Origin of the sequence: Vagococcus jeotgali, from assembly GCF_035918315.1 — a bacterium.
Taxonomy (GTDB): Bacteria; Bacillota; Bacilli; order Lactobacillales; family Vagococcaceae; genus Vagococcus; species Vagococcus jeotgali.
On the sequence record NZ_CP142146.1, the window covers coordinates 1,346,444 to 1,365,104 of the forward strand.

17 protein-coding genes are annotated in these 18,661 nt (G+C 33.9%); 2 read left to right on the forward strand and 15 right to left on the reverse strand.

All coding sequences use genetic code 11. The features are described from left to right. Nucleotides 1–20: 20 nt before the first annotated feature. Both VSF34_RS06805 and VSF34_RS06810 read right to left on the reverse strand, forming a co-directional pair. A complete protein-coding gene (locus tag VSF34_RS06805; RefSeq protein WP_326716591.1) occupies nt 21–1,661 on the reverse strand; it encodes an FAD-dependent oxidoreductase in 1,641 nt (546 codons plus the stop codon). After that, nucleotides 1,661–1,972 carry a rhodanese-like domain-containing protein gene (locus VSF34_RS06810; protein WP_326716592.1) on the reverse strand — a complete coding sequence of 104 codons (312 nt, stop codon included), beginning with the start codon at nt 1,970–1,972 and terminating at the stop codon, nt 1,661–1,663. Before VSF34_RS06810 ends, VSF34_RS06805 begins: the two co-directional genes overlap by 1 nt. Nucleotides 1,973–2,170: 198 nt before the next feature. On the opposite strand from VSF34_RS06810, the gene VSF34_RS06815 reads away from it, so the two are divergent. Together VSF34_RS06815 and VSF34_RS06820 are read left to right on the forward strand one after the other, a co-directional pair. After that, the gene (locus tag VSF34_RS06815; protein ID WP_326716593.1) at nt 2,171–2,989 is read left to right on the forward strand and encodes an NUDIX domain-containing protein; all 819 of its coding nucleotides are present in this window, start codon (nt 2,171–2,173) and stop codon (nt 2,987–2,989) included. A 104-nt stretch (nt 2,990–3,093) separates the two neighbouring features. Next, nucleotides 3,094–3,954, forward strand: coding sequence for a YitT family protein (locus VSF34_RS06820; protein WP_326716594.1), 861 nt, complete (start codon nt 3,094–3,096; stop codon nt 3,952–3,954). Between the two features lie 80 nt (nt 3,955–4,034). Here VSF34_RS06820 and VSF34_RS06825 read toward each other — a convergent pair whose 3' ends face one another. From VSF34_RS06825 to dnaJ, 13 genes are all read right to left on the reverse strand, one after another. Next, a complete protein-coding gene (locus VSF34_RS06825; protein WP_326716595.1) occupies nt 4,035–4,289 on the reverse strand; it encodes a KH domain-containing protein in 255 nt (84 codons plus the stop codon). A 13-nt stretch (nt 4,290–4,302) separates the two neighbouring features. Beyond that, nucleotides 4,303–4,578 (reverse strand): 30S ribosomal protein S16, encoded by a 276-nt coding sequence (gene rpsP / locus VSF34_RS06830; RefSeq protein WP_326716596.1) that lies wholly within the window; start codon nt 4,576–4,578, stop codon nt 4,303–4,305. A gap of 144 nt (nt 4,579–4,722) precedes the next feature. Then, nucleotides 4,723–6,171 (reverse strand): amidase, encoded by a 1,449-nt coding sequence (locus VSF34_RS06835; RefSeq protein ID WP_326718042.1) that lies wholly within the window; start codon nt 6,169–6,171, stop codon nt 4,723–4,725. 125 nt (nt 6,172–6,296) lie between these two features. Further along, a complete protein-coding gene (locus tag VSF34_RS06840; protein ID WP_326716597.1) occupies nt 6,297–6,803 on the reverse strand; it encodes a P-loop NTPase family protein in 507 nt (168 codons plus the stop codon). A 40-nt stretch (nt 6,804–6,843) separates the two neighbouring features. Further along, entirely contained in the window at nt 6,844–8,286 is a 1,443-nt protein-coding gene (ffh, locus tag VSF34_RS06845) for a signal recognition particle protein (protein ID WP_326716598.1), read from the reverse strand. A gap of 12 nt (nt 8,287–8,298) precedes the next feature. After that, nucleotides 8,299–8,640 carry a putative DNA-binding protein gene (locus tag VSF34_RS06850; protein ID WP_326716599.1) on the reverse strand — a complete coding sequence of 114 codons (342 nt, stop codon included), beginning with the start codon at nt 8,638–8,640 and terminating at the stop codon, nt 8,299–8,301. A gap of 109 nt (nt 8,641–8,749) precedes the next feature. Then, a complete protein-coding gene (locus tag VSF34_RS06855; protein ID WP_326716600.1) occupies nt 8,750–10,273 on the reverse strand; it encodes a HAMP domain-containing sensor histidine kinase in 1,524 nt (507 codons plus the stop codon). Further along, a complete protein-coding gene (locus VSF34_RS06860) occupies nt 10,273–10,962 on the reverse strand; it encodes a response regulator transcription factor (RefSeq protein ID WP_326716601.1) in 690 nt (229 codons plus the stop codon). The genes VSF34_RS06855 and VSF34_RS06860 overlap by 1 nt, the downstream gene beginning before the upstream one ends. Nucleotides 10,963–11,118: 156 nt before the next feature. Further along, nucleotides 11,119–12,894: an ABC transporter ATP-binding protein gene (locus VSF34_RS06865; RefSeq protein ID WP_326716602.1), complete on the reverse strand. Its 1,776-nt coding sequence runs from the start codon at nt 12,892–12,894 to the stop codon at nt 11,119–11,121. Beyond that, entirely contained in the window at nt 12,887–14,614 is a 1,728-nt protein-coding gene (locus VSF34_RS06870) for an ABC transporter ATP-binding protein (protein WP_326716603.1), read from the reverse strand. Before VSF34_RS06870 ends, VSF34_RS06865 begins: the two co-directional genes overlap by 8 nt. A gap of 154 nt (nt 14,615–14,768) precedes the next feature. Beyond that, nucleotides 14,769–16,196 carry an NADP-dependent phosphogluconate dehydrogenase gene (gnd, locus tag VSF34_RS06875; RefSeq protein ID WP_326716604.1) on the reverse strand — a complete coding sequence of 476 codons (1,428 nt, stop codon included), beginning with the start codon at nt 16,194–16,196 and terminating at the stop codon, nt 14,769–14,771. Nucleotides 16,197–16,386: 190 nt separating this feature from the next. Then, nucleotides 16,387–17,352 carry a metal ABC transporter substrate-binding protein gene (locus VSF34_RS06880; RefSeq protein ID WP_326716605.1) on the reverse strand — a complete coding sequence of 322 codons (966 nt, stop codon included), beginning with the start codon at nt 17,350–17,352 and terminating at the stop codon, nt 16,387–16,389. Nucleotides 17,353–17,487: 135 nt separating this feature from the next. Further along, complete coding sequence (gene dnaJ / locus VSF34_RS06885) at nt 17,488–18,648, reverse strand: molecular chaperone DnaJ (RefSeq protein WP_326716606.1); 1,161 nt, start codon at nt 18,646–18,648, stop codon at nt 17,488–17,490. Nucleotides 18,649–18,661 lie beyond the last annotated feature (13 nt).

The following is an 18,661-nucleotide window of genomic DNA, read 5'->3' on the forward strand; positions in this document are numbered from 1 at the left end:
TGGGGGCCCCCTATCTGATTTTACAATGAATTATTCACTGCTTGATATAATAGATAAGAGCCATCAAGATTTTTTGCATCATAACCCATTTGAGATAACATACGTTGAGCAATATAGCTACGCTGACCACTATGACAACTTAAAATAATCTCTTTGTCCTTTGGTAATTCTGACACTCGCTCACGTAAATCATTTAATGGTATGTTAATAAATCCATCAATTGTTCCCTTATCATATTCTTCTTTGCTTCTCACATCGATCAATACAACTCCAGATTCTCTTGCTTCTTCTAACTCATCTAACTGAATGCTCTTAGCGATACCTTCCATTAAATTAAGGGCTGCATAACCAACCATATTAACCACATCTTTAGCTGAACCAAATGGTGGTGCATATGTTAATTCTAATTCTGGTAAATCCTCAACACCTAGGCCACCTTTAATCGCTGTAGCAATCACATCAATTCGCTTATCAGCTCCATCATGACCTACTGCTTGAGCTCCATAAATCTTACCTGTTGTAGGATTAAAAATTAATTTTAGCACAATTGGGCTAGCACCAGGGTAATAACCTGCATGATTTTTTCCTTCCACATGAACCACTTCATAATCATAGCCTAAGTCTTTTACTTGTTTTTCAGTCAAACCAGTAGAGGCAATCGTTTCATCAAAGACACGAACTATAGCTGTACCAATGCTTCCTTTATTCTGACGTTTTACTCCACCAATCACATCAGCTACTTGACGACCTTGTCGGTTAGCAGGAGATGCTAGGGCTATCATTGCATCTTCATTGTTAATTTGGTTTTTAACAATAATCGCATCACCTACAGCATAAATATCATCAACGTTTGTTTGGTAAGTATCATCAACTAAAATACCACCACGCATTCCTAACTTGATACCAGCTGACTCAGCTAGAGCATTTTCAGGTCTAACTCCAACTGACATTAATACTAAATCTGTCTTAATTTTAGCACCATTATTTAACACAAGAGTATGACCATGATCTTCCATCTCAACCACACCTTGTTCTGTTAAAACTTTAACACCTTTATTTTTCAATTCATTAGTAATAAAGGCTGCCATTTCTTTATCTACTGTAGGTAAAACATGAGGTGCCATTTCAATAATGGTTACTTCAATACCACGGTGAGCTAAATTCTCAGCCATCTCTAGGCCGATGAAACCAGCACCAATCACCACAGCTTTTTTAGGATGCTTCTCATCAATGTAAGTCATGACTTGATCCACATCAGGTACGTTTCTTAAAGTAAATAAATTATCAGCCTCATCTATTCCCTTCAGTGGTGGAATAAACGGTTTTGCTCCAGGTGATAAGACTAATTTATCATAAGATAGCGAGTAAGTCTCTCCCTCGTGAGAGATTACTACTTCTTTTTTATCTGGATTTACTTCAATGACCTCTGAATTAGGTCTAACATCTAAATTAAAACGAGCTTTTAACTTTTCAGGTGTTTGAACTAATAAATCATCACGGTTACTGATTTCTCCTGATACATAATAAGGTAGGCCACAATTTGCAAATGACACATAAGGCCCTTTTTCAATAATTACAATATCCATATCTTCATCTAAACGACGTAATCTTGTAGCAGCTGACATACCACCAGCAACGCCACCAACTATAATTGTTCTCATTATTTTTTCCCCACTTTCACTGGTCCCATGAATTGCATCATGCCACCATCAATATTATAAGCTTCTATACCTTCTGCAATTAATTGTTGTGCTGCACGTTTACTTCTTGCTCCTGAAGCACAAATTAAATAAACAGGTTTGCCTTTTCCTTTATATGACTTAATTCTCTCCATAGGAATATTTTTAGCTTTTGCAATATGTCCCTGAGCATATTCCTCAGGACTTCTCACATCGATTAATTCGATTGGTCCTTTTAATTTTGCCTGTAGTTCTGTTTGATTAATACTTGGTACTTTTTTAAATAAAAACATAGGTAACCTCCAACATGTGATTTATTTTCTACACTCACAATATACCCCCTACCCTATTAAAAAGAAACAAATATGCTCATAAACATAATATTTTCTTTAAAAGCTATAGCGTAAGTCAAAAATCATTCTCAAAAGAGTTTAAAAAAAATCTTTTTCTGATAAAATAAAGATATTGATTTATTAGAAAGGAAGTAAACCATGACTGTTTTTAATACTAAGTCAGAAGAAGCCCATTATTATGAAACAAAAGCAAGTGAGGAAGAATACCTAGCCTGGTACAAACAGCAAAATTTCCCCTCACAAGATATGCCCTCTATTACAGTAGATAACGTTTTATTTTGTTACAACAGAGAACAAGATGCTTTAAAAATATTATTAATTAAAAGAAAAACTCATCCCTTTAGAGGTTCATGGGCACTGCCTGGTGGTTTTGTTAGGCGTGGTGAGGCAACGACCGAGAGTTGTATTAGGGAGACAAAAGAAGAAACCAATGTTACTATCACAAGAGAACACGTAGAACAACTTCATACTTTTAGCACACCAAATAGAGATCCTCGTGGTTGGGTGATTACAGTAAGTTATCTAGCTTTTATTGGAGAAGACCCTCTTGAAGCAGGAGATGAAGCACAAGAAGCTTCATGGTTTGATTTAAACCGAGACGAACAATTGCTTACGCTGACTCATGGCAATGAAGCCCATATTTGTTTAGACCTTAAGACTGGTGAATCAAAAGGAGAAGATACTCTGGCTTTTGACCATGCAGAAATTATTATTAAAGCTTTTAATAGAGTTTGTAACAAAATGTATCATGAGCCACAAGTATTAAGAGTATTAGGTGAGGACTTTACAATTACTGAAGCTAGAAAAGTTTATGCTAAATTTTTAGGTGTGGATTTTAAAATGATTGATCATTCGAACTTTAAAAAAGCAATGCTTCCCTACTTTAAGGAAATTGGTGAGAGGTCAACAGGTGTTGGTAGACCTTCTAAAATTTACAAATTAATATCAGATAAGTAAAAAGGAACTATTTCTAATCAAGTTAATTAGAAATGACGACTTTTTATTTTTGTGTTGAACCCTTGTATCAAATAAGATAACAGGGGAGATTGGGAGGAGTGTTTATGATACAAAAATTACAACATAAATTAGGAAAGCGTGTAACAGATACGATTTTCATTACTATAGGGGCTTTTTTAGTTGCCTTTGGTTTTGATGTGTTTTTACTACCAAATAAAATTGTATCTGGTGGCGTTAATGGTTTAACCATTATCTTAAATGAAGTCTTTGGTCTAGCACCTAGTCTAGTTCTATATTCAGTCAATATAGTGCTGCTGATTTTTTGTTATTTTTTCTTAGGTAAAGAAATATTAGCAAAAAGTATCTTGGGTAGCTTATTAGTACCAACCTTTGTTTCTTTACTTAAAGGAGTTTCTATTGGAGAAATCGACATGATTCTGGCTGCTATTTTTGGAGGAATTGTCGTTGGTTTAGGAATTGGTTTGGTTTACTTAGGAAATGGTTCTACCGGTGGAACAAGCTTAATTGCGTTATTAATTCAAAAATTCATTCCAGCTAAACTAGGTGTGTTACTTGGTTTTTGTGATGGATTAATTATTATTAGTGCCTTATTTGTTTTTAATATTCAGACCGTTCTATTTGCTTTAATCTCACTTTACTTAACAAGTAAGATGATTGATACCGTTCAAGTAGGACCTGACTTTTCTAAAAACGTCTTTATCATCTCTGATAATCAAGATGATATTAAAGAGATGATTATTAACGACTTAAACTTTGGTGCTTCTATTGTTCCGATTGAAGGTGGCTTAAAATCAGAAAATAAAAAAATGATTATGACCGTCATTCAAGAAGAACGATATTTGGATTTAAAACAAGCTGTATTACAAATTGACCCAAATGCTTTTATGGTCATCACAAGTGCCAATGAAGTGGTTGGAAAAGGATTTTCTACAGCTAGATCATAATTAACAAAAATGCAGAGGAAGCGAGATATTGATATCACTTCCTCTGCATTTTTTGTATAAAAAAAACTAACCTTCTCAGGCTAGTTTTCTGCGTCATTGCTTAGTATGTTTAGACGAACTCTTTTAGGTTCTGTTGTACGAACACTATAAACAATGGTACGAATGGCTTTGATCACTCGACCTTGTTTACCAATAATTCGGCCGACATCTTCTGGAGAAACTTTTAAGTCATACTCCATAAAATCGTTCTCTTCTCTCACATCTAATTCAACAGCGTCGGGTTGACTAACTAACGGACGGACAATGGTTAATACCAAATTCTTTACATCAGTCATTCATGTCCCCACCTTATTTTTTAGTATATTTAGCTTCGTGATGTTTTTTCATGATTCCTTCACGAGATAAAATATTACGAACTGTATCAGAAGGTTGTGCACCTTTAGATAACCATTCTAAGATTGTTTCTTCTTCTACTGTAATTGTAGCTGGGTTTGTTAAGGGGTTATATGTTCCCACAACTTCGATGTAACGTCCATCACGAGGTGAACGAGAATCTGCTACTACCATACGATAAAAAGGTTTCTTTTTAGAACCCATACGTTTTAAACGAATTTTAACTGCCATTAATGAGGCACCTCCACATTTCTTTTAATCACAAAAATTAGTTTAACAGGTTTCTAGACCAATGTAAAGTGTTTTTTCTTTACAGGTTGAATTTTATTTGTTTTTTTGTGAATTCAATGCCTAAATATCGTTATCCTCATTTATTTACCTATAAGCTTTCGGTAGTATAAAAGCACCTAATGCTTCTATGAGTACTCCAACATCAATCAGCAATTGATCATTTCCTTTACTAGCCATGAACTGAACACCAATTGGCATCTCTTCTTGTTTGGTTACGTGAGTTGGTAAGCTGATAGCTGGTTGTCCAGTTAAATTAGCTAATTGTGTATAAGGTGTAATAGCTAGACTTTTTTCAAACATGTCATAAACTAGACTTGCTAATTCTTCTTTATCTAACTCACTAGCTCTAGTCATCTCTTCTCTAATCTTATCACTCTGTAAATCCTCATCTATCTTAGGTGCAATTCCTGTTGCTGTTGGTGATAAGAATAAATCATACTCTTCAAATAAGGTTTCCATTTTAAATGTTGCTTCATCCCATTCATTAAATGAAGAGGCATAATCAGCAGCTGATAATTGTAAGCCATATTGATACAAAGTCCATGACATAGGTTCCATATCATCCCTAGTTAACTCACGTCCAATTGCCTGAGAAATACCAGCCATCATATTAGCTGTCTCCCCGCCATTCATTTTATAATAACTTCTGATTAAACGTGCCCCGTCAACTGGATAGGGAATTGCTTCAACACTATGTCCCATACTCTCAAGTAAACTAACCATGTTCCCTACTGCAAGTTTTGCTTCATCTGATACAAAAGAGTCTATTGGAGAGTCTACACAAACAGCAATTTTTAACGGTCTACCTTTTTCAGGTAAATGTTCTTGGGGCATTAAAAATGGTGAAATCTGATTAGTTGGTTTTAATAAATCAAGTAATCTAGCAGTATCTCTCATAGATACTGTCAAAGCAAAATTAACAGAAGCCCCTTGCCAATCACGCCAACTACTTGGTCCTGTTACAATTCTTCCTCGGCTAGGCTTCATCCCTATTAGTCCTGAAAAACTAGCTGGTATTCTAATAGAACCTCCACCATCACTTGCCCCAGCAATAGGTGAGATACCAGAAGCTACAACAGAAGCTGCTCCACCACTGCTTCCTCCTGCATGGTAATCCTTATTCCACACATTTTTTGTTGTGTTATAACAAGCTGGATCTGATATATTTTTAAATCCAAACTCTGGTGCTGTTGTAACACCTAAAGGAACAAAACCAATATCTTCTATTCTAGCCATATAACTATTAGTTTCAGAAGCTTTTAATCCCTTAAACAAACGAGACCCTGATGTTTGTGCCATTCCTTCTCTATTTTGTCCTAAATCTTTAATTGGAAAGGGAACACCATAAAAGGGCTGTTGTGATACTTTACTCTTTTTAGTCTGTAAGAGTTGTTGTGAAAATTCTGGTTCTAACTCGGTAAAGGCATGTAAGTCTTGATGCTCTCTAGCCTTTCTTACGACAGAGTCTATCAATTCTTCTGGAGTTACCTCTTTTTTTCTAATTAGTTCTGCATAATATGTCGCATCTTTAATCATTTTTCATCCTCCTTAACATATCTAGTTAATCATATTTAGATTTTTAATCAATGAAAGGGGATTATTTTCGCACTACTAGCTCTTTTTGGTAGCTATTTTAAGTCAAACTAGAACAATTTTGTTTATTTTATTATTTGATTGAAATAGTTCTCTAAATCTTTTGGTCTCTTTAATATGACAACCTTTCCTGGATGTTGAGTTTTTAAAGATAGAAAGAATGACTTTTGCTTTCTTCCTTTATAAAGTACCCACCAAATAAAAGAAAAATCTAATTGTTCTATGCAGCCCTTAGCCATATCAGGACGTACTTGTCCTCTATATTTATGACTCCTTTTTAATACACGGTACAAACAACGCCAAGGAGAATACATAAAAATAATAGTCATATCAGCTTCTTTAACTCTACGATTTCTTAAAAAATTACTGTAATTACCATCAATCACCCAAGAAGAGTTTTCATCTAAAAAATGAGTGACTAACTGTCTGGCTTCATCTCTATCCCTTAGTTTCCAATTATCTATAAATTGAATTTGATCTAGATGTAGACTAGGTAAGTCTTGTGTTTTAGAAAAGTATCTAGTCAACGTTGACTTACCACTACCACTAAATCCCATCATAGCTATTTTCATTCCCTACCTTCTAGACAAAAAAATAGAAGATTTTCATCTTCTATTTTTTCTTTTTATTTTTCTTTTGTTTTGCTTTTTTCTTATTTTTCTTCTTCGTTTGTTTAACCATACGATTCATAGCCATTTTTCCAAGCTTGCCTTTCATGCCAGTTCCCATCATCTCTTCCATTCCAGGTGGCATGTTGCCTTTACTCATTTGTTGCATCATCTTACGTGATTCGTTAAATTGTTTGATCATACGATTCACTTCAACTACTGAATTTCCAGAACCAGCTGCAATACGTCTTCTACGACTTGGATTAAGTAATTCTGGGTTTTCTCTTTCAGCTGGTGTCATAGAAAAGACAATCGCTTTTTTTCTAGCAACATCTTTTGGATCTACCTGTAGTTGATCTAACCCTGGAACATTATTCATTCCTGGGATCATCTTGATTAAATCCTCTAAGGGTCCCATGTCCATCACTTGGTCTAGTTGTTCAATAAAATCATTAAAATTAAAACTGTTCTCACGCATTTTTTGAGCTAATTCTTCAGCCTTATCCTCGTCATACTCACGTTGAGCTTTCTCGATTAAGGTCAGCATATCACCCATACCTAAAATACGGCTAGACATTCTGTCTGGATAGAAAATTTCAATATCTGTTAATTTTTCACCTGTACCAATAAATTTAATTGGTTTTCCAGTAATCGCACGAATAGAAAGTGCAGCTCCCCCGCGAGTATCTCCGTCAAGTTTAGTTAAAACGACCGCTGTCACATCTAGTTGTTCATCAAAACTTTGAGCCACTGTTACAGCATCTTGACCTGTCATGGCATCAACAGTTAGTAAAATATCATCAGGTTTAGCATATTCTTTAATGCGTTGTAACTCACTCATTAACTGTTCATCGATATGAAGGCGACCTGCTGTATCAATGAAAACATAGTCATGTTTATGTTCTTTTGCATAAGCTAAACCTTGTTTTACAATCTCAACAGGGTCCACATCAGTTCCCATTTCAAACACAGGAATATCTAGTTGTTGACCTATTACTTTTAACTGATCAATAGCAGCTGGACGATACACATCCCCTGCAATAAGTAGTGGTCTAGCATTTTCATTTTTCTTTAAAAAATTTGATAATTTACCAGTAAATGTTGTTTTACCAGCACCTTGTAGACCAACCATCATAATTGTTGTAGGAATTTTTGGTGATTTATTTAATTCAACCACTTCAGAACCTAAGACTTTAGTTAACTCCTCATCAACAACTTTAACAATTTGCTGTGTTGGATTTAGTGACTCTAAGATTTCAACTCCAACGGCACGCTCTCCAACACTTTTAACAAAGCCACGAACGACTTGTAAGTTAACATCGGCTTCAAGTAATGCAAGACGTATCTCACGCATCATATCTTTAACGTCTTCTTCTTTTACCGTCCCTTTTTTCTTTAATTTACTCATTGCGACCTGTAAGCGGTCTGTTAAACTTTCAAAAGCCATATTCTTCTACTCCTAATCTTCTTCTATTTCTTGAATACTATCTAATAAAGCTAATATCTCATTATCTAATTGTTTTTTCTCTTTTAAATGCCCTTTAATCGAATCAATCAATTCTTGGCGAATCACATAATTAGAAAAAAGATGTAGTTTTTTCTCATATGTTTCAAGTAATTTTTCAGTTCGCTTAATATTATCATAAACAGCTTGACGGCTAACATCATACTCATTAGCTATCTCACCTAATGATAAATCATTAGCGTAATATAATTCAATATAATTCATTTGTTTTTCAGTCAAAAGAGTCGAATAAAATTCAAATAAGGAATTCATTCGATTGGTTTTTTCGATTTCCATCATATCCCTCCTTCAACGTTTTCAATCACTTTAACATTATACCACAAGGCTTATAAAATATTTATGCTTATATCAAAAAAAAGAGTATCTAGTAAACTAGAATACTCCTTTAATTTTGATTTTCTTCAACAAATGGAATGGAAATATAAAAGGCAGTTCCCATATCTAAATGGCTATTTACAGAAATTTCACCATTATAATTCTCAATCAATTGTTGGGCAATGGATAATCCTAAACCATTTCCTCCAGTATGTCTTGCTCTGGCTTTATCCACACGGTAAAAACGGTTAAAGATTTTTTCTTTTTCTTCATCTGTGATTCCTTCACCAAAATCTTGAATCATAACGTCTACAAACTTAAATGATTTTGATACTGAAATTAAGACTTCTTTTCTATCTTTTGAATACTTAACAGCATTATCTAGCAAAATAATCAGAAGCTGTTCAAAATGATTACGATACATATGAAGCTCTACTTTATGACTTAAATCTTCTATATCTAAGTTAAAAACAAATTCAGGGTAAAGCATCTGAAAATTGCTTACTGTTGTTTCAATGGTCTCTTTAGCCAAACAAGTTTCATTTTGATGAGAAAATTCTGATTGTTCTGCTCTAGATAAATCAAGCATCTCTTGTACTAAACTTTTCATCCGAGTGATTTCTTGAAGAGAGGCTGATAAGGACTCCTCTAACACTTCAGGATCATCTTTTCCCCAACGGTTCAATAAACTAAGATGCCCTTCAATCACAGCAACTGGTGTTCTAAGCTCATGAGACACATCTTCCACAAACTGTTGCTGTTGTGTAATAAACCCTTGCATCCGCTCCAACATCTCATTAAAGGCATTCGCTAAATCTGAAATTTCATCATTAGATTTTGGCACAGGCATTCTCATACCAGTTTTATGAGCATCTTCTACACTATTTAATGCTTTTGCCATTTTCCTTAAAGGCTTAGTAAAATACCTTGATAATAAAAAGCTAATAACCACACTAATGACCAGACCAATTGAGCCAATCATTAAAAAGTTCTTTAATAAATTACGTCTAAAGTTATAAAAGTTTTCTAATTCATAAAAACCTTGTGTATAACCGATCAACTCCCCTGTTTTATCAGAGTGAATTGGCGTTAAGGAAATTAATCCGGCAATATGATTATAAGATTTAATACTAACTGAATTCTTAAATTCTTCATCAAAAGGGATGTAAGCACTTTTTGTTTCAAAAATTAAATATTTAGCAGGATCATACACCTTTACGTTCAACTCAGGCCGAGATAATTCAGAGATAAAGCTATTTAAATTCATTAAACTAGCTTCCAGCGTTTCCTTACCATAATACCCTTCCCCAACATATTCACCCGTTGACTCTTTTAAGTAAAAAGTTGTGGAGTTAAAACTCAAGGAATCAGAACTTCTTGATAAGCGCCTAGTTACCTCTGACATCGTACGACTAAAAGTTAATTCTTCTTGTTCAATCATTAAATTAGTACTGGTTTTATAAATAGTTAGAGCAAACAAGGTAAATAACACTGAAATAGCTACTGAGGTTAAAATAGTCCATTTCAGTGTTATTGATTTCCAAGATAAAACAGAAGATGTTTCTATTTTATGACTTAGCTGACTATCAGACATTATGAACGCATCACATAACCAGTTCCACGAACAGTTTGAATATAGCTATCCTCACCTGGTTTATCAATTTTATTTCTCAGATAACGAATATAGACATCAACCACATTCGTCTCCACTTCGATTTCATAACCCCATACTTTATTTAATAACACATCACGTGATAAAACGACATTGACATTTTCCATTAAAATAAGTAGTAATTCGTATTCACGCTTTGTTAATTCGATGATATCATCATCACGTCTAACAACACGATTTTCTTTTTCAATCGTTAAATCACGATAAGTAATCGTTGTTTGTTTCGTAACATTTTTGTCTCCTTCAATATCAATTCGGCGAAGTAGCGCACGTAATCTAGCTAATAATTCTTCAATTGCAAACGGCTTAACAATGTAATCATCTGCCCCATGATCTAGCCCTGATACACGGTCAATTACTGAGTCTCTAGCTGTCATCATAATAATGGGTGTGTTTTTAACTTGTCTTATACGACGACAAACCTCTAAACCATTTAACTCTGGTAACATTAAATCTAACAAAATCGCATCCCAATTTCCGTTAACAGCTGCTTCTAATCCTGTTCGACCATTGTAATGTACCTCTGTTTCATACCCCTCATGTTTTAATTCTAACTCCACAAAACGAGCTAGATTTTTTTCATCTTCTATAATTAAAATGTTATTTGACATTTTTACCCATGCCTTTCTTATACAATCTTTTAATAAAATTAAAACTATTCTCATTTATTATAACCATTCTGTAAGAAAAAATCTATTAATTATTCTTTTCACACAATTTGATAAGACAAAAAATGAGCTTCCTAAACATATAGGAAGCTCACCCCTTTATTCAAAGACAAATTGATTTTGATAAAGCTCAGCATAAAAGCCTTTTTGTTTAATTAAATCATCATGTGTGCCTTTTTCAATTATCTCACCTTGATTTAAAACAATAATGTAATCAGCATTTAAAATGGTTTTTAATCTATGAGCAATCACAAAACTTGTTCGACCATCAATGATTGTCTCCATTGCTTTTTGAATACGGCTTTCTGTTACTGTATCTACATTACTAGTTGCCTCATCTAAAATTAATAATGACGGATCTGTAATAATTGTTCTAGCAATACTAATTAATTGTTTTTGACCTACACTAAAGACACTATTCTCATCACTAACAAATGTGTCATAACCTTCATCTAGACTCATAATAAAGTCATGAATATTAGCTTGTTTAGCAGCATGAATGACTTCTTCACTAGTAGCATCTGGTTTTCCAAACGTAATATTATCACGAATAGTACCAGAAAATAAGATGGAATCTTGTAACACAATTCCAATATGTTCTCGTAAACTATCTAATGACACATCACGAATGTCACGATTATCAATCGTAATATCCCCAGAATTTACATCATAAAATCTATTTAATAGGTTCATAACTGTAGTTTTTCCTGAACCCGTTGGCCCAACAAGTGCTACCATCTGTCCTTTTTTAGCTTCCATAGAAATATCTTTTAATATCGGCTTATCTGGTATATATGAAAAATCAACATGAGATAATGTTACATTTTTATTTAGTCCAGTTAAAGCTACATCAGTATTTCCTTTTGGTTCATCAGGCTGAACAAAAACCTCATTCAATCGTCCAGCTCCAGTAAATGCTAATTGCAACATGCTAAATTGGGAGGAAATTTGAGTCAGTGGCATATAAAATTGTTGAGAATATTGAATAAACATAACAATTAATCCAAGACCGGCTGCTTTTTCAATTGAGCCACTACTGACTAACCAACCACCAGCAAAAATAACAATCGCCGTGTTTAAAAGCGAAATCCCTTGCATAGTTGGAAATAGTAAACCAGAGTAAACCTGTCCTTTAAATGTAGCTTGTTTTACTTCTTGATTAAGTGTATCAAACCCTGCCATAGTTTCATCTTCTAAACCATTTGTAATGATGACTTTTTGACCAGATATTTTCTCATCAATATAACCATTTAAACGTCCAACATTTTTTTGTTGCGTAGCCATGTGTGTTTCAGCTTTTTTAATAATCACAATGGCAATCACAATAGCAATTGGTGACATACCTAATGTAATCCAAGTCATTTTAGCATCTTCTCTAAACATCATAATAACGACTCCTACTAACATTGAAATATTAGTTAGGACTTGAATCAATGCTTGGTTCATTGTGTTTGATATGTTATCCAAATCACTTGTAAAACGACTTAATGTCTCTCCGTCTTGATGAGTATCAAAATAACTAACTTTCATACGTTGTAATTTAGAAAATAAATTAATTCGCATGTTATTAGTTGATTGACCGGTTAAGCGCGACATTAAAATATTTTGAACAAACATCGCAATCCAGTTTAGAGCATAAAGACCTACTAAGAGCTTAATAACACTTGTAAAAGGTGATTTATCAGCACTTCCTACTGCCATGTATTGTCCGGCATAATTAGCTAATTCCTCAATTGCTTTACCAGTAAACTGAGGAGCCTTTACTTGAAGATAAGTAGAGCAGATAATAGCCACAACAATAATAATCAATTTAAATTTATAAACACTTAAATATTCCCAAAAGAAGGATAATACACTTGGTTTTTTCTTATTCAATATTCTCAACCTCCTTTGCTTTTTGTGTGTCATAGATTTCACGGTAGACATCACTTGTTTTTAATAACTGGGCATGAGTCCCTTGAGCAACAAGTTTACCTTTATCTAATACTAAAATATTATCTGTTTGAACCACTGATGATATTTTCTGAGCAATGATAACTGTTGTTGTTTCCTTCAGCTCATTAGCTAAAGCTTCTTTAACCAATTTTTCTGATTTAGCATCTAGTGCACTAGTGCTATCATCTAAAATCAATACTTTTGGTTTTCCAATAACACCTCTTGAAATTGACAGACGTTGTTTTTGCCCACCAGAGAAGTTTGATCCTCGTTCTTCTACACGACTTTCAAAACCATCTAATTGACGATCAATAAACTCATAAGCTTGTGCAATAGATGAGGCACGCAATAAATCATCATCACTAGCATCCTTATCTCCATGTCTTAAATTATCTGCAATGGTTCCTGAAAATAAAATTGCACGTTGTAAAACTAGCGCTACAGAATGACGTAAGTCTGATTTACTCACATCCCTTAAATCAGCATCACCTACTTTGACCTCACCACTTGTTGGGTCATACATTCTTACCATAAGCTGGGCTAGTGTTGACTTTCCAGCCCCAGTCGCTCCTACTACACCAATAGATTGACCATTTTTTATAGAGAAAGAAATATTTTTTAAAGTTGGTAAATCATCTCCTGCATAAGTAAACGTTACATCTTCAAAAGAGATAGAGCCATCTTCAATGACTTCTGTATCTTTTGTTTTATAGGTAATAGTTGGTTTAGTATCTAATATTTCTTGAAGACGCTTTAGAGAAACCATCCCACGAGAAGCCATCATCATCATCATGCCACCAATAATAATACTCATCATTATTTGCATTAAATAATTCATGAATGACACAATAGCACTAATGACTTCAATGTTAGTTTCAGCTAAATTAGCAGCAAAGAAAATAGAACCTACAATAGCTAGATTAGATATTAAAATAAAAGTTGGTACCATAATAGAAAATAAATTTCCAACAGAGATCGTGTGTTTCGTTAATTTCTCTGAAATTTTAGTGAATTTAGCAATTTGATTCTTCTCTTGGACAAAAGATTTCACTACTCTGATACCCATTAAGTTCTCTTTAGCTACCCCATTGCTTTTTTCTAAATATTTTTGAATCTTTACAAAGTGTTTTCCCATCATACCAAATACAGACATAACTGTAATAAATACTAGTACAACTAATAAAATAATAATCCACCATAGTTCTGGAATGGTTAACATAGCTAAAATGAAACTTCCAATAAACATAAATGGTATTCTAAGTATCGTCTGAAAACTCATCATCACAACATTTTGAATTTGTGTGATGTCATTTGTCAAACGAACCACTAAATTACTTGTAGAATATGATTCTATATTTTCAAAAGAAAATTCTTGGACTTTTTTAAATCCTTGAGCACGAATACCTGAAGCAACCTCTTGAGAAATTTTAGCAGAAATAATGGTATTTAAAATACCAGCTACTAATCCTACTAAAGCAACTGATATAAGTAGCACACCAATACTTTTTAATTCCCCTTGATCCTCTGTAATAATCGCATTCATAATGCGTTGTAATAATTTTGGTTGCCAAAGTTGAGATGCAACCATGACAATTGTCATCACTAGTGAAATTGATACTAGTTTTTTATGATTCTTTAAATTTCCAATTAAAAGACCCATCATTTTCCCCCATTCCTTTTAGTCAGAATATTATCATACACCATAAAAAAAAGAACTGCTACATTTTTCTTTTTCAATTGTTACATTATGTCACTTTTTTTAGAGAAATAAAGAAGTTGACTGTACAGTCAACTTCTTACTTGAACCTATGTGATTAATCTTCCTTATCAGAGTACCAATCATAATGGAACACACCTTCACGGTCTTTTCTTTGATATGTATGTGCACCAAAGTAATCGCGTTGTGCTTGAATGATATTTGCTGGTAAATCTTTTGTACGATAAGAATCGAAATAAGCAATGGCAGAAGAAAATGTTGGCGCTGGAACACCTGATTGAACAGCTAAACACACCACATCACGAACTGATTGTTGGTACTTAGCTGTAATATCTAAGAAATACTCATCTAATAATAGATTTTTTATTTCTGGATTACGTTCATAAGCATCTGTTATTTCTTGTAAAAACTGGGCACGAATAATGCAGCCTGCTCTAAAAATCTTGGCAATCTCACCGTAATTCAAATCCCAATCATACTCTTCACTTGCCATACGCATTTGAGCAAATCCTTGGGCATAACTCATAATTTTACTAAAATATAGAGCCTCACGAATTTTTTCAATATAGACTTTTTTATCACCAGTAAATGGTTTTAATGTTGGTTGTGGAATAATTTGACTTGCTTCAACACGCTCTTCTTTTAGAGCTGAAATGTATCTTGCAAATACTGATTCTGTAATAAGAGGTAATGGCGTGCCTAGATCAAGTGCATTTTGACTTGTCCATTTACCAGTTCCTTTGTTTCCAGCAGCATCCATCACCACATCAACAATTGGCTTGCCTGTTCCTAGATCATCTTTACGTGTTAATATGTCCGAGGTGATCTCCATTAGATAACTGTCTAATTCCCCTTCATTCCACTCACTAAAAATACTAGCTACATCTTCCACTGAAAGACCTAAAACACGTGTTAAAATATCATATGATTCAGCAATCAATTGCATATCACCATATTCGATGCCATTGTGAACCATTTTCACATAATGTCCAGCACCATTTGGCCCAATATAAGTAACACAAGCCTCACCATCATTTGCTTTAGCTGCAATTTCAGTGAAGATTGGTGCCACTAAATCATAGGCTTCCTTTTGACCACCTGGCATCATTGAAGGGCCTTTTAATGCTCCTTCTTCCCCGCCAGATACACCCGTTCCAATAAAATTAATACCAGAATCTGCTAATGCTTCATTACGGCGAATCGTGTCTTTATAGTTCGTATTACCACCATCGATTAAGATATCTCCTTCATCTAAATGAGGTAATAATGCTTCAATTGTTAAATCTGTTGCTTTTCCAGCTTGAACCATTAGCATAATACGACGTGGTTTTTCTAGAGAATTAACAAAATCTTCAATACTATATGTTGCGACTAATTTTTTATCAGGGTTCTCAGCAATAACTTCTCTTGTTTTTGAAGCAGTACGGTTAAAAATTGAAACACTATACCCACGACTTTCAATATTTAAAGCTAAATTTCTCCCCATAACTGCCATACCGACAACACCAATTTGTTGTTTTGACATGTGTTTTCCTCCCAAGGTCTTTAATTTTCTTTTTCATGAAAAGAATCATTGAGCTTATTATAGCCTATTTTAAGCAAAATAGAAATATAGTAGCTTTTACTTTAATTATCTTATTTTGATAGCAAAACATCTAAGAAGACAGAAAAAACCTTGTATTTTTAGTACAAAGGCTCCTTTTTTAATTAACATATTATTTAATTGATAACTTTAAATGTTCTAAGTTTTGATACATCACAGAAATATAATTCTCTCCATTTGCAATATCTTGCTTACTTAAACTCTCTAATGGATTTAACACTGATAATTCAACACCAGTAGCACTCACAATGGTTTCAGCTACTTTTGAAGAGGCACTACTCTCTGTGTAAATAACATTTATATTTTCTTCTTTAACTAAGTCTTCAATTTTTTTTAATTCTTTTGGAGTTGGTTCAATTTCAGGTGAAAGACCTGAGATTGGAATTTGAGTTAGACCGTAACGTTTAGCTAGATAAGAAAATGCCATATGTTGTGTGACAAATTTCTTTTCTTTGGCATTTTTTGTAGCATCACCAAAAGCTTCATTTAATTTATCTAATTGTTCTTGAAAGACTTGTGTTTGTTTTTCATAAACATCACGGTTACTCTCATCAGCTTTGATTAAACCTTCTTTAATATTATCCACTTCTTTTTTAGCTAAAACAGGATCTAACCAAACATGTGGATCCACAGCATGAGAATGATCATGACCTTCTTCGCCCTCATGATTATGGTCATCATCGACTTCGTGATCATGATCCTCTTCACGTTCTCCACTCATTAACTCTATTCCTTTACTTGCTTCAATCACAGTGACTTTACTTGTATCAATTGAAGATAAGACATCTTTAACCCAAGTTTCCATATCATTTGAATTGTAAATAAAGACATCGGCATCTTGAATTTTTGCCATGTCTTTTGCTGTTGGTTCATAATCATGAGGCTCAACACCTGATGCTGTTAAAACTGAAATATCTGCCTTATCTGCTGTGATTTCTTTGGCAAAATCATACATTGGATAAAAACTTGTCACAACTTTTAATTTGTCACCAGAACCTTCTTCAGAATTTGACGTACCACAACCAACTAATAATGTAACTAAACTAATACCTAATAATATTTTTATAAATGATTTCATATTCTTTCTCCTTTTAAATCGTAATGATTACTATTTACTTGTTGTATAATACCTGTTTTAAAAAAAATTATCAATAGAAAACATAAAAAAAAGCAAAACATTTTGTTTTGCTTTAAAAAACTACCTTTATAAAAATTATTTACGTTTTTTCTTACCACCTGAAGAAAAAGCATCTTTCATTTTATCAAAGAAACCCTCTTCTTGTTCAATAGCAGCTTTATCACCACTAAGTTCAGCAAATTCACGTAATAATTTTTTCTGCTCATCTTTAAGACTAGTAGGTGTTTCAATATTAACAGTTACTTGTTGGTCCCCATTACCAGAGCCACGTAATTTAGGGGCTCCTTTACCTTTTAATCTAAAGACAGTACCTGTTTGTGTTCCTGCTGGAATTTTTAATTTCACACGTCCATGAACTGTAGGCACTTCAATTTCATCACCCAAAGTTGCTTGAACGAAAGTAATTGTTTGATCATAAAAAATCTCTGATCCTTCACGTTCAAATATTGGACTATCTTCAACACGGAAGACAACGTATAAATCACCATAAGGACCATCATTATAACCTGCTTCACCTTGACCTGCTAAACGCATTTGTTGGCCATCTTCAACTCCTGCAGGTACAGTGACCTTAACTGAGTGAGATTGAACAATACGTCCTGCTCCGTGACAAGTACTACATTTTTCTTTAATAATCTTACCTGTTCCATGACACTCATCACATGGCTGTTGACTCATCATACGCCCAAGTGGTGTTTGACGTTCAACATTAATGACACCTGTTCCATGACATTTTGGACAAGTTACTGGATGTGTACCAGGTTTTGCACCACTACCATGGCAAGTTGCGCAAATGTCTTCACGGTTATAACGAATATTTTTTTCCAAACCAAAAATAGCTTCATTAAATGTTAAATCTAATGTATATTGTAAATCGGCTCCTTGTCTTGGGGCATTGGGGTTACTTGATCTGCCACCGCCACCAAAAAATGATTCAAAAATATCTTCAAATCCACCAAAACTACCACTGAAATCTTGGAAGCCACCACCAAAACCACCTGCTCCAAAGTTTGGATCAGTGCTAGCGTGACCATATTGATCATAAGCAGCACGTTTTTGTGCATCACTTAATGTTTCAAAGGCTTCTGATACTTCCTTAAATTTATCTTCAGCATCATCCCCTTTGTTAATATCTGGATGATATTTTTTGGATAGTTTTCGATAGGCTTTTTTTATCTCATCATCTGTTGCCGTTTTAGATACTCCTAAAACTTCATAATAATCTCTTTTGGCCATTAACTAACCCTCC

Bases quoted from the DNA above. Each gene is read 5' to 3' on its own strand.
- VSF34_RS06810 (WP_326716592.1), bottom strand. From the start codon at position 1,972: ATGTTTTTATTTAAAAAAGTACCAAGTATTAATCAAACAGAACTACAG.
- dnaJ (WP_326716606.1), bottom strand. From the start codon at position 18,648: ATGGCCAAAAGAGATTATTATGAAGTTTTAGGAGTATCTAAAACGGCA.
- VSF34_RS06850 (WP_326716599.1), bottom strand. From the start codon at position 8,640: ATGGAAATCGAAAAAACCAATCGAATGAATTCCTTATTTGAATTTTAT.
- VSF34_RS06860 (WP_326716601.1), bottom strand. From the start codon at position 10,962: ATGTCAAATAACATTTTAATTATAGAAGATGAAAAAAATCTAGCTCGT.
- gnd (WP_326716604.1), bottom strand. From the start codon at position 16,196: ATGTCAAAACAACAAATTGGTGTTGTCGGTATGGCAGTTATGGGGAGA.
- VSF34_RS06815 (WP_326716593.1), top strand. From the start codon at position 2,171: ATGACTGTTTTTAATACTAAGTCAGAAGAAGCCCATTATTATGAAACA.
- VSF34_RS06880 (WP_326716605.1), bottom strand. From the start codon at position 17,352: ATGAAATCATTTATAAAAATATTATTAGGTATTAGTTTAGTTACATTA.
- rpsP (WP_326716596.1), bottom strand. From the start codon at position 4,578: ATGGCAGTTAAAATTCGTTTAAAACGTATGGGTTCTAAAAAGAAACCT.
- VSF34_RS06805 (WP_326716591.1), bottom strand. From the start codon at position 1,661: ATGAGAACAATTATAGTTGGTGGCGTTGCTGGTGGTATGTCAGCTGCT.
- VSF34_RS06870 (WP_326716603.1), bottom strand. From the start codon at position 14,614: ATGGGTCTTTTAATTGGAAATTTAAAGAATCATAAAAAACTAGTATCA.
- ffh (WP_326716598.1), bottom strand. From the start codon at position 8,286: ATGGCTTTTGAAAGTTTAACAGACCGCTTACAGGTCGCAATGAGTAAA.
- VSF34_RS06840 (WP_326716597.1), bottom strand. From the start codon at position 6,803: ATGAAAATAGCTATGATGGGATTTAGTGGTAGTGGTAAGTCAACGTTG.
- VSF34_RS06825 (WP_326716595.1), bottom strand. From the start codon at position 4,289: ATGACTGATGTAAAGAATTTGGTATTAACCATTGTCCGTCCGTTAGTT.
- VSF34_RS06820 (WP_326716594.1), top strand. From the start codon at position 3,094: ATGATACAAAAATTACAACATAAATTAGGAAAGCGTGTAACAGATACG.
- VSF34_RS06855 (WP_326716600.1), bottom strand. From the start codon at position 10,273: ATGTCTGATAGTCAGCTAAGTCATAAAATAGAAACATCTTCTGTTTTA.